The organism is Agarivorans sp. D1326 (genome assembly GCF_056958115.1).
Genome location: NZ_JBTWEN010000001.1, coordinates 178,777 through 191,095 on the forward strand (window position 1 = coordinate 178,777; position 12,319 = coordinate 191,095).

7 protein-coding genes are annotated in these 12,319 nt (G+C 43.7%); 4 read left to right on the forward strand and 3 right to left on the reverse strand.

Translation table 11 applies throughout. The annotated features are described in order from the left end of the window. Positions 1–9 precede the first annotated feature (9 nt). Together ACYFDN_RS00790 and ACYFDN_RS00795 are read right to left on the reverse strand one after the other, a co-directional pair. Entirely contained in the window at positions 10–5,088 is a 5,079-nt protein-coding gene (locus ACYFDN_RS00790; protein ID WP_483509688.1) for a PAS domain S-box protein, read from the reverse strand. Positions 5,089–5,322: 234 nt separating this feature from the next. Continuing rightward, complete coding sequence (locus ACYFDN_RS00795; RefSeq protein WP_338626103.1) at positions 5,323–6,093, reverse strand: dienelactone hydrolase family protein; 771 nt, start codon at positions 6,091–6,093, stop codon at positions 5,323–5,325. 256 nt (positions 6,094–6,349) lie between these two features. Between ACYFDN_RS00795 and sbcB the strand changes: the two genes are divergently transcribed. Both sbcB and ACYFDN_RS00805 read left to right on the forward strand, forming a co-directional pair. Beyond that, positions 6,350–7,762, forward strand: a complete 1,413-nt coding sequence (gene sbcB / locus ACYFDN_RS00800; RefSeq protein WP_338626101.1) for an exodeoxyribonuclease I — start codon at positions 6,350–6,352, stop codon at positions 7,760–7,762. A 76-nt stretch (positions 7,763–7,838) separates the two neighbouring features. Further along, on the forward strand, positions 7,839–8,381 hold the full coding sequence (locus ACYFDN_RS00805; RefSeq protein ID WP_016401889.1) for a hypothetical protein: 543 nt from the start codon (positions 7,839–7,841) through the stop codon (positions 8,379–8,381). A gap of 14 nt (positions 8,382–8,395) precedes the next feature. On the opposite strand, the gene ACYFDN_RS00810 is transcribed toward ACYFDN_RS00805, so the two are convergent. Then, positions 8,396–10,126 (reverse strand): glycoside hydrolase family 36 protein, encoded by a 1,731-nt coding sequence (locus tag ACYFDN_RS00810; protein ID WP_483509689.1) that lies wholly within the window; start codon positions 10,124–10,126, stop codon positions 8,396–8,398. Between the two features lie 159 nt (positions 10,127–10,285). On the opposite strand from ACYFDN_RS00810, the gene cdd reads away from it, so the two are divergent. Further along, a complete protein-coding gene (cdd, locus tag ACYFDN_RS00815; protein WP_483509690.1) occupies positions 10,286–11,131 on the forward strand; it encodes a cytidine deaminase in 846 nt (281 codons plus the stop codon). A 10-nt stretch (positions 11,132–11,141) separates the two neighbouring features. Beyond that, entirely contained in the window at positions 11,142–12,317 is a 1,176-nt protein-coding gene (gene purT / locus ACYFDN_RS00820; protein WP_483509691.1) for a formate-dependent phosphoribosylglycinamide formyltransferase, read from the forward strand. The last annotated feature ends 2 nt before the right edge of the window (positions 12,318–12,319 follow it).

Genomic DNA, 12,319 nt, shown 5'->3' on the forward strand with positions numbered 1-12,319 from the left:
AGGAAATTACTAGGCTTTTTTAGTCACTTGTTGCTGCATCTCTTGAACAATTTCTCCAGCGGCTTCGTAATCGTATTCCTCAATAAGCATTTGTAGTTTTTTCGCCTGTGCCGGGAAGGTTTGCAAAATACAGTCGTGGCTATCGAGATAATCGTTACTCTCGCCGTCAAAGTCATCAAGTAGTTGTGCCAACTGCTGCAGGTAACTCAGTAACTCTTCTTCGCTTACACTTTGTGAAGCACCCTCTTCTGCTACTTCAGTTGTTTCAACTTGGGAGACAAACTCTTGTAAGCTTTGTTGAAGTGGTATTAGTTGCTTACCTAGCGCTTCAATACTGCTTGGCTGAACTGTATTTTCTTCGGCTTGTTGCTCTACAACCGCAGCTAGGTCGGACACCGCTTGCCCACCCAGCGTAGCCGTAACACCTTTTATGGTATGAGCAATTCGCTGCAATTCATCAATACGCTCTTCAGTATAAGCAGTATTTAGATCGTCCATTGGAGTGTTTTCTTCGTTGGCAAATTTGCCAATTAACTTCAAATATAAAGCTTTATTGTCAGCAGCATTCGCCAAGCCTGCTTCGGTATCTAAGCCATCAATATCTGGCAACATTAGGTCTTGCTCATTAGCTACCTTAGCTGACTGTCCACTTTGATTAATCGCAGTTGGAGAAGCGGGTGTAATCCATTTGGCCATCGTGCTGAACAAACTGTTCACATTAATTGGCTTAGGAATGTGGTCATTCATTCCTGCTTCAATCGCTTTCTCCCTATCCCCCGCCAAGGCATTTGCAGTAAGCGCAATAACCGGCAGCTCTTTTAGGCCTAGCTGATAACGAATTACTTTGGTTGCGGTATACCCGTCCATCACCGGCATTTGACAGTCCATTAGTACCCCATCAACCTTATTTTCTTTTAGGTACTCAACTGCCTGCGAGCCATCATCACACACTGTGCAATTTAATCCGTTGGAACCCAGTAACTCGGTAATCAGCTCTTGGTTAACATCGTTATCTTCAGCGACCAAAATATTTGCTCCCTGTAACTGAGCAATATCTAAGTTGGCCCCCTGCTGCTGGGCTTCTCTACGTGTTTGCTCTAGCACCTCTATCTTACGTACTTGCACAATTGTATCGAACAAATGAGACGGCGTGACAGGCTTAGTTAACACCGCATCAATGTTAACTGCTTCAGCTTCTTTAGTGAGTTCGTCACGACCAAATGCGGTCACCATTATTACGTCTAGGTCAAAACCCTGATCCTGAATATGCTGGACAGTTTGTACGCCATCCATATCTGGCATTTTCCAATCCATGAATACCATATCAAAGGGCGATGTTTCTGCATGTTCCTTAATCAGGGCTATGGCATCGCTACCGCTAGAGGCCGATTCAACTTGTAAGCCAAAGCTCTCTAGTACTTGTTGATTAATATCTCGAGCATTAGCATTGTCATCCACAACCAAAGCTTTGAGGCTATTAAGTTGTGCTGAATTAGTATCGCGAAGTGTTTGCGCGTTTTCTTGAATCTGCATCGGCAATTCAAAGTAGAAGCAACTGCCTTGCCCTAACTCGCTGCTTAAGGCTATTTTCCCGCCCATTAATTCAGTCAGTTTTAAACAAATCGCTAACCCTAAACCGGTACCACCGTGTTTACGCGTGGTTGAACTATCAGCTTGTGAAAAAGGTTTAAACAATTTGGCTTGCTGCTCTGGTGTCATACCAATACCGGTATCGCTAACCGAGAAGTACAACTGAACTTGTTTGTTGTCTTGTTGTTTTGCCTCTATTTTTACTACCACTACGCCTTGTTCAGTAAACTTAACCGCGTTATTACACAAGTTAACCAGTATCTGAGTTAGACGTAAGGGGTCACCAATTAATGCTGTTGGGATGCTAGGGTCAATATCAAACAGCAACTCCAAACTTTTTTGCTCTGCACGTAACCCCACTAAATTAGCTAGGTTGTCGAGAATATCCTCTAAACGAAAATCGATCTTTTCTATGTCCAGCTTACCCGCTTCAATCTTAGAAAAATCGAGAATGTCATTGATAATGCCAAGCAAGGCTTCTGCCGAACGATGGACTTTGTCTATGTAATTACGTTGCTTATTGTCTAACTCTGTTTCTAGAGCCAAATAAGACATGCCAATAATGGCGTTCATTGGAGTGCGGATCTCATGCGACATATTCGCTAAGAAATCACTTTTAGCTTGGTTGGCGCTATCGGCTAAGGCTCGCGCTTCGTTAAGGGCTGCTTCTAGCTTTTTGGTTTCTTCAATATCAACATGGATACCATTAATCCGCAATGGCTTACCGTGCTCGTCCAACTCAGACACTCGACCAATGGTTAAAATCCAACGATACTGGCCGTTTTTACAACGCAGACGAATTTCATTTCGCAACACATCATTCTCACCCGCCAAGTGCTGCTCAAGTTTCTCGTTGTTAGTAATAACATCGCTAGGATGAATCAACTTCATCCAAGTTGCGGTATCACCTTTTAGACGAGCCCAAAGGCCATCGCCGTCTCGCAACTCACCTTTCGCGTAACCTAACATGCTTTCGTAAATGGCATTAACTTCAATGCGATCTTCTTGTGGGTAGTAATCCCACATGCCTAAACCCGCACCTGAAGCAGCGGAGTCTAAGCGTTCCTCACTTTCCCTTAGCTGCGCTTCAACCTGCTTTATTTCACTGATGTCAAAAATTGCACCATCTGAATAAGCAGGTCGTCCTTCCTCATCCATTGATACAAAGGCTTTTTGCAGCATATGTTTAACTGTTCCAGACGCATCAATAATGCGGAACTCTTGGGAAATAGCCCCACCCTTTTGATTGAGCTCTCTAGAGCGCGCGAGGCTCTCTTCTGCGTCATCAGGATGCACTAGCTCCTTGTAACGACGAACTGGATTTAAACCAACAAAATCGCTAATCGGGTAGCCCGTTTGCTCTTCAATTTTCTCGCTAATGTACAGCCATTCTGGATACTCACCTTCTTTAAGGCGAATACGATAAACCACACACTGCAAGTTGTTGGTAAGGGTCCTAAATTGACGTTCACTATCGGCAATTTTTTGTTGAGCTTTTCGTCGGGCGGTAATGTCTCGCACAACGCCGGTAAAGTGGCGTTGCCCTTTTAAGAATACTTCTTTAACAGCCAGCTCCATGGGGAACTGCTCACCATTTTTACGCAGACCAAATACCTCTCGCTCATTACCAATGACCGAAGATTCTTTCTTGGGTTTATAGTCGGCCAGTATCCTGTCGTGCTGATCACCAATGTCGCTTGGCATTAACATTTTTACGTTTTTGCCAATGACTTCTGCTTCGCTGTAGCCAAAAATTTGCTCTGCTGCGGGACTAAAACTGCGAACAATGCCAGATTGCTCAATCAAAATAATACCATCGGCGATAGTATCTACAATGGTGCGGATCCGCTCTTCGTTATCAGCCAGGGCTAAGCGCGCTTGATAACGTTCGGTCATGTCGATTAAAGAAACTTTAACCACATGAATATGCCCTTCTTCATCGAGGCTAGGCACAATGTTTATACTCACCGTTTTTTTCTGGCCACTGGACGTAAAAATACTGAGCACTTCATCGTTAAAGCTATGACCAACAAAAGCGGCTGCTAGTAGCTCTTTAGATTTCTGACGTTGCTCTTGGTTCTCCGCAAAGTCATGGAAAAACAAGGCCTCAAAACCATCACGTTCTACTTCAATGAGTTCAGAAAAGCTTAAATTGTGTTGCAGAAAACGCCCCTCTTTATCCACCGAGGCGTAAGCAATTGGGGCAAACTCATAAAGATCCCAAAGGGTTTTTTCGCGCTCTTGCAGTTCATAGGTGCGTTGCTCAACTTGCCGCTCTAACTCTTGCTTAGATTCACTAAGTCGCAAGTTAATTTTGCGCACTAAGGCAAATACCAACACAAACAAAATAATGCAGAACGCTAGCGCTGAACCTAAAACTAACAACACCACATCACGAAACTGCAAATAACCTTGCATCACTTCTTCATGATTGATCTCAGACACCAAACCAACTTCCAGATCCTTATCCCAGTGCCACGCTCCTACTACCGATACACCTCGATAATCTAGATATCCTTGAAAGTTTGAGCCGCTAGATTTGGCAATAATCGCGTAGCCGCTTTCTGTCCAATCGGGTCGTTCACGGGTATAACTAGGGACTTGTAATCGAATATTCAACACCGATGATTGGTCGGGCTCTAGCAAGCCCAAACGAACTAAATCGTCTTCAAATTTACTCGGTGAAATCATGTAACCCGAGCGGCTAACAAGGTAGGTTTCACCCGTCTTACCAATTCGAGCTCCCTTGAGTAATTGAGCAAATTCGCGCTCTGGATCCATACGCAAAGTAAGAATGGCAACAACTAGTCCATCCCCATTTTTTATTGGAGCAGCAATAAACATGGTTGAATGAGCACTTTTAACGCTGTTTTGCAGCATGCCATCTAAGACAATTTCTGGGCGAATTGGCGGAATAACCACCGTTTCACCTTCAAATACCCGGTTAAGTAAATGTGGATAGTGACGTGTAATTACATTGATTTCGCCTAGGTTTTCGTCGCGCATAGAGGCAATATTAATGCGATCGCGTGAGATGATAAAAAAGCCTAGGTCATCAAACACAGTTCGATAGTTATCTACCGATTGACGCAGACTCTCTAAAGCAGGGTTAGCAAGAAGTCCTTCTTTACTATGCTCAGATTCAATAAGTACATAAGAAAAATGCTGGAATGCTGGGTCTAAGGCAATAGCATCAACTTTTGACTGCCAGCCTTGTTTCCATTCATCGAGCCCTGCATCTGCGGTATCAAGCACTGAGCCAATAACTTCTTCTAATTGATTAAACTGATGATGCTTAAGTTGCTTTAAACCAATGCTAGTGATTGCTGCAACAACGGCAACCGCAGCGCTACAGATGGCTAATATGACAAGAATGCTTTTCCTAGAACTGAGCAGTAAACTCACGCTCTCGAGATTGGTTTTGCGGAGTCGATTTAACAGAAGCAAAATTAAGCCTAACAAGGCAAATAGTACCCACAATAACTGCTCAACCGACATAATCCATCCTTGATAAGCCCATTAGCACGAGGCTATTTAACTGAATAAATTAACTATAATGCTCAATGCAAACTAAATACAGAACTTCACTGTAAAAGCCAAAATTCGATTAGATTCAACCCAATAACAAATATTCTCTAAACAAAAACGTCTCCACTAATGTGAAGACGTATTTAGATTAATGCGAGTTGCTTTGTTTAAGAAAGCAGATTTGCCTTACTCAAATAGCGAGTACTAATTAAATGTCTCGCTAAAAAAGCTATCCATTGCTACAAAAGAACGGGCCGCCACTTTAGGGTGGTACTCTGCTTGTCCGGCTCTTTTTGCTGCTGGATTAGTAAACGAATGTACCGCACCGCCGTAAGCAATCAGTTGCCAATCAACATTTGCGGCGTTCATTTCTTTTTCAAAATTACTTACTTGCTCGGCCGGAACAAAGGGGTCAACAGCGCCATGCAATACTAAGATGGGTGCTTGGATATTTTTAGCATCCTCAGTATTTGGAGTATCTAAATTGCCATGAAATGACACTACCCCACCAAGCTCTTCTCCAGCTCGCGCCAGTTCTAACACTGCACCACCGCCAAAACAAAATCCAATGGCCGCTACCTTTGAGGCATCTGCCGATTTAGGCAGGCTACTTTTCATTGCTTCTAAAGCAGCTTTGGTTCTCTCACGCAGCAATTGGCGATCACTACGTAGAGCTGTGGCAGCTACCTTTGCTTCCTCGCCATTGGTTGGCCTAACATCGCTTCCATACACATCAGCCATCATTACCGCATAACCCATCTCGGCAATTTTTTTCGCTTTAGTCAATGAACCTTCGGTAGGGCCCATCCAGTTAGGGACCATTAATACTGCTGGTAATCCTTGCTTGGCATCATCAAAAACCAAGGTGGACTCAAAGCTTTTGTCACCAATCGTATGAGTAACAGTTTGGCTTACCATTGCCGCATGAATATTAAAAGAAAGCGCCAAGCCAGCCAGTAAAGTAAAAGTTTTCATTGTATGTCCTTATAGTCGTGGTTACCTCAAGCATTACGCTCAGTGTAGTAGAAAAGTTTTCGAACACTGAAAATATGTATCTATAGAGAAGCGCTGCTAATTTATTCGCTGCTTCAAAATTAAACTAGCAACTTACTCTGGTAATAACAACTGGCTGTAAACTAAACAGTTAAGCCTTCAACTACCAAGAAGTTCACGCATTATGTGGTATGGTTATACGGGATAACGAACAAGCAAAAAAAGACTAACTATTGCGATGAGTGACAACACTTTTTTATTTCACGACTACGAAACTTTTGGCGTACACCCTGGGCGAGACCGCCCTTGTCAGTTTGCTGCAATACGTACCGATTGGGACTTAAACCCAATAGGAAAGCCCATTGAGTTGTTTTGTCAGCCGCCTAATGATTACGTACCTCACCCTCAAGCTTGTTTGGTTACAGGTATTACTCCGCAATTAGCCATGAAAAAAGGCCTGATTGAAAGTGACTTCATAGAACGAATCAATAATGAGTTTAGTCAACCCGGTACCTGTGGTGTTGGCTATAACAGCATACGTTTTGATGATGAAGTTACCCGCTATACCCTGTACCGTAACTTTCTCGACCCCTATGAACGTGAATGGAAGAATGGTAATTCTCGTTGGGATTTAATCGACATGGTTCGCGCGTGTTATGCGCTAAGACCAGAAGGTATTGAATGGCCAACTAATGACGATGGCTTAGTCAGCTTTAGGCTTGAATTACTCACCGCCGCCAACGGTTTAAGCCATGCTAATGCCCACGATGCAGTATCAGATGTATATGCCACCATCGCCATGGCTAAATTGATTAAAGATAAGCAGCCTAAGCTATTCAATTACTTGCTTAATCTTCGAAACAAAAAGTCCGTCGCTCAACAATTTGATCTACTCAACAACAAACCTTTGGTACACATATCGGGAATGTTTGGCGCAGCTCAAGGCTGTGCCTCTTGGGTGTTGCCTATTGCTTGGCATCCAATCAACAAAAACGCCATGATAGTGATCGACTTAAACAAAGACGCCAGCGTTTTACTGTCACTAAGTGCAGAGGAAATCCACCAACGGCTGTATACCGCACGTATTGAGCTGGCTGCCGATGAACTGCCGATTCCGGTAAAACTTATTCACACCAATAAATGCCCAGTTCTCGCCCCAGCTAGCACCCTAACACCGGAACGAGCGGAAGAATTAGGCTTAAACCGAGCACAATGTCGTCAAAGCTTAGATTTAGTAGCAAAAAACAAAGCTGAGGTCGAACAGAAGCTGTCGCAAGTATTTGCCATAGAGCGTGAGTTTGACCAAGACAGTAACCCCGATACTGCCTTATACAACGGATTTATTGGCAATGCCGATAAAAACCTCATGCAAGTTTTACGCTCTAGCGATCCTAACTTGATTAGCAAACAGCAGTTTCAATTTGCTGATCCAAGGCTTAACCAATTAATACTGCGTTACAAGGCACGCAATTACCCCGAGTGTTTAAATGAAAGCGAATTGCAGCAATGGCAAGCGCATCGACAAGCCTCAATTACCGAGCAAGTTGCGCTGGTGTTTCCAGAGTTAGAAATGCTGATGAGTGAGTATCAAAATGATACTAATAAAATAAATATACTAAAAAGCCTATATAACTACATAGAAAACCTTTAAAACGTGAGCAAAAGACTATTTTATTTGGCTGCCTAAGTTATAATCAACACTGTTCAGGGAAGGTAAAGTAATACAAATGAAAATGCGTCAACACATTAAATGGTCGATAGCTACTACAGCAAGTCTTGCTGTTGCTGCGACCTTGTGTTTTTCGCCAAAGTGTTACGCCACTTATGAGTTGCAAAACCTCCGCCCTTCTTCGCTGCTGCGACTTAGTGCCGAGCAATTCGCCGTGTTAGGCGAAATCTTCGAAAAAACCTATCAAGATACCGACTTCTCGCCCACCCTAACAAATAGTTACTTTTCTGATTCAGAGCTTTACGACATGGTAGCTGTGCCAGTGGTGCAAACACCATTTAACAGCTTTAGACTAGAGTTGTTTAGCCACATCTACGATCCAAAATACTCGGTGTACAACCAGTTACATGAAGACTCTGTCTACCATAACCTTGGTCAACGCCAAATGTCCTACTTGGTTGATAAAACTGATATTGCAGTTGGCTTAGGATTTGTGGCACCACTAAACGAACAAATGTCGATGCGAACTATTATTTCTAGCCACGATATCCCTGGCTATGGCGACAGTAATTTTTCAGTGGGCTTAGAATTTAAATACTAAACCCACCACTTCATTTACCCTTTCTTTTCGAAAACCACCGCGCTATTTGGTGCTAAGCAAATGGTTAAACCCTTGTCAGTTTGTTTACTAACAAAGCGTTTGTCTGCCCATAAAACCTGCCACTGCTGATCTAAACTTAGCTCTATATTCAAGCTATTGTGCTCGCCCCAGTTAAACCAATATTGGCGAACTAACTGCTGGTTTTGATATTGCTTAGCATGCTGCAATCTAAAGTCAGCAAAACGGGCTGCGTCTGCTTGGTTTTTCTCTAGCACACTTAATACGCTAGCCTGAGCATCGTCTAGCTCTGTTAGGCGATCACCAGAGAACACTAAACCGCTGCTCGCCAATAAGCTCACTCGGTGCCAGTTGTAAGCGTCGTCATCGGTATGTTGGCTAAGAATATTATTTAAGGTCACACAGTCGGGGTCGTTATGCCATAAGCGCATATCTTGCCAATTGCGGAAGAAGGTCTCTTTAGCGATTTGCTTAAATCGCCCAATATTTCGCTCAACATCATCGGCAATACGCATCCCATGCACTAAACCTAATGAAGGCCACATTGGGGCATTACAGCCAAGAATGTAGGCCTGCCCATCACAAGCTTTATTGATGGTTTCCATACCCATTCGGTAAGCTTCAATCCGAGTTTTATTGGGATCAGCACGATAGCCTTTAGCCAATGTTCCCCAATAAATAGCGTCTAATTTAAAGTACTTCACTCCCCAGTGGTGATACATATGGCTAAACACCTGGTGCAGATACTGGTTTACTTGCTCTTGGGTAGTATCTAATACATACCAAGGCGTACAGCGCCACCCGCCATAAGTTACTTCTTCTGCTGCTAAAGGCTGACCGTTTTGACCTTTCACAAACCACTCTGGATGTTGCTTAAACAAACGAGACTCTGCTTGCGCAATAAAAGGCGCAACCCAAATAGCGGGCTCTTTCCCCTGCTCTCTAATTCGTTTGCATAAACCTTCTACGCCACCACTAAAACGATCAGACGGATACAGCCAATCCCCCATAAACTCTTGGTAGCCATCATCAATCAACAAGTAATCTAATTGGTCATGTGGGCTAATAAGCTGTTGAAGATTTTCCTCAATATCCTCTGCGGATACATCAGCATAATAGTGATACCACGAGCACCAACCGTTGGGCTTACTCGGCCAGCTAAGCCGAGGATGATGCTGCTGTATTGCATCGGCAAATTGTTCTAACACGGCTTCGCGGCTCTCTCCGCTAGCCACAAATAAGCTTTCACTATTGATGTAATGGTGGGCGGGGATAGCAAGGGTATCGCTATCAATACCAATGACTAAACGGCCACTAGGGTATACCTTAAAATAACCACTAAAGCGGTGGCATGAACTAAAACCCAGTAAGGTGTAATATCCGTTACTTTCGATAAGTAGCTGATTATATGCAGTAAAGTGATCAGCATCTTCACTAAGCCGATACTCTCCTGCATCGGGGCAGCGACCAATCGCAGTGATGTTATTCGCAGTACCGTAGTTCTGCGCTAACATTTGAAAACCCTCACCATGAAACTTGGCATTGTCGGGTAATTGGCCGTCGAACAAATCAATTTGCCCTAAGCTCATGCTATGAGCAGACAAATTATCTACTCTTATCACACATTCCGCCCCACTCCATTGTGGCGTGTACAAACCTTGCTCATGTGGCGAGCTTAACTGCCACTGACGAACCAACCGAAGAACAGAATCAAGCTTTGAAAACACTTATCAACACCTTTAGTTACAATAAATTACGCGCTACACAGAAACAGCTAAAACAAAGATATATTTTAACTAAACACGATTTAGGCGGATTATAATCGAAGTCTTAGCAAAGTAATCAACATTTGTTGCTAGGTTCGACAAATTAAAGGGAACGATGAAATGTCAGAAAATACCCAAGCAGACCTATCGCTAACTAACGCCCTCCAAACCGTATTGGCCAGCAAGCAACTGCCAAATATGCTCAATAGCCAACAAACCAAGACACTATGCAACATCCTAAGCTGTAACGTTATTGAGCTTGCAGAACGCATGCTACCTTTAGCAGCCAGTTTTTCATTTGCTCCCAAGTCTAATTTCCATGTAGGGGCGATTGCGGTCGATAAGCAACAACAGCTATTTTTAGGCGCTAACTATGAGTTGGAATATGGGCCACTAACCGGCAGTTTGCATGCGGAACAAAGTGCTATATTTAACGCACTTAGCCACCAAGCAGACGAACTCACCGATTTAGTGATTAATGCAGCACCATGTGGTTATTGTCGTCAGTTTATTAACGAGCTAGCTAACGCTGCGCAGTTAAAGGTGCGCTTTAATCAACAAAGCTATGACTTCCCTCAATTGCTTCCTCAATCTTTTGGACCAAACGACCTAGGCGTGCAAGCTCCACTGGCTAAGCTTAAGCTTGATAAGGCCAGCCAAGCTCCCGATTTTGCTAAAGCCAGCTATGCCCCTTATACCCAAGTACAAAGCGCCATGTTTGCTTATCAGGGCGACAAAGTAATCGCTTGGAGCTGTTATCTAGAAAACGTAGCGTTTAATCCTTCTCTCTCGCCGCTTCTCACTTTATTATCTCAATTAACCCTTAATCACCTGAGCTTAAACAATGTTGAACGCTTCGAATTATGGGAACATAAAGACAATCGATTCAGCTTTAAGCAAGAATTACAAAATTTCGCGGAACATTCTCAAAAACCAATGGTCCATCATTACTATCCTTCAACTTAGGAGTATTTAAATGTTAGGAACTGCGCTAAGCGTTTCTGGAACTAAAGTGTTATTGCTCGGAGCAGGCGAACTTGGCAAAGAGGTTGCCATTGAATTACAACGTTATGGCGTTGAAATTATTGCGGTAGACCGTTACCCCAACGCTCCAGCGATGCACGTTGCGCATCGCAGTTATGTTATAGATATGCTAGATGGAGAGGCGCTAAAAGCCCTAATTCTTAAAGAACAACCACAGCATATTGTTCCCGAGATAGAAGCCATTGCCACCGACGCTTTGGTTGAGTTAGAGCAACAAGGGTATGCGGTAACGCCAACTGCGCGTGCTACCCAACTCACCATGAATCGCGAAGGCATTCGTCGCTTAGCTGCCGAAACACTATGTTTGCCTACCTCTGCATATCAATTTGCCGATAGCTTAGAAGAGTGCCAACAAGCCGTAGCAAACGTAGGTTTACCATGTGTACTCAAACCAGTGATGAGTTCTTCTGGTAAAGGACAATCAACCTTACGTAATAGCAACCAAGTTACCGCTGCGTGGGATTACTCGCAAGAAGGTGGCCGGGCTGGTGCGGGTCGCATTATTGTAGAGGGCTTTGTGGATTTTGATTACGAGATAACCTTGCTTACAGTAAGTGCAGTAGACGGTATTCATTTTTGTGCGCCAATTGGTCACCGCCAACAAGATGGCGATTACCGCGAATCATGGCAGCCACAAGCGATGTCAGAGCTTGCATTAGCGAAATCACAAGAGGTAGCTCGTAAGATTGTTAGCGAACTGGGTGGTTATGGTTTGTTCGGCGTTGAGCTATTTATTAAAGGCGACGAGGTGTTCTTTAGCGAAGTGTCACCACGCCCGCATGATACCGGCATGGTAACCCTAATTTCACAAGACTTATCTGAGTTCGCCTTACATGCTAAAGCCATTCTTGGTTTGCCTATCAAGCAAATCCATCAATTTGGTGCTAGCGCTTCAGCTGTGATCATGGGCGATGGCAAATCCCAAGACATTCGTTTTAGTGGCTTAGCCGAAGCTTTAGATACTAGCGATAGCCAACTGCGTTTGTTCTCTAAACCAGACATTAATGGTCAGCGCCGTTTAGGGGTAGCCTTAAATCGTAGCGACAGCATTGAGCAAGCCGTAGATAACGCCAAGCAAGTAGCGGCAAATGTTAAGGTGACTTACTAGTA

Bases quoted from the DNA above. Each gene is read 5' to 3' on its own strand.
- ACYFDN_RS00790 (WP_483509688.1), bottom strand. From the start codon at position 5,088: ATGTCGGTTGAGCAGTTATTGTGGGTACTATTTGCCTTGTTAGGCTTA.
- ACYFDN_RS00795 (WP_338626103.1), bottom strand. From the start codon at position 6,093: ATGAAAACTTTTACTTTACTGGCTGGCTTGGCGCTTTCTTTTAATATT.
- sbcB (WP_338626101.1), top strand. From the start codon at position 6,350: ATGAGTGACAACACTTTTTTATTTCACGACTACGAAACTTTTGGCGTA.
- ACYFDN_RS00805 (WP_016401889.1), top strand. From the start codon at position 7,839: ATGAAAATGCGTCAACACATTAAATGGTCGATAGCTACTACAGCAAGT.
- cdd (WP_483509690.1), top strand. From the start codon at position 10,286: ATGTCAGAAAATACCCAAGCAGACCTATCGCTAACTAACGCCCTCCAA.
- purT (WP_483509691.1), top strand. From the start codon at position 11,142: ATGTTAGGAACTGCGCTAAGCGTTTCTGGAACTAAAGTGTTATTGCTC.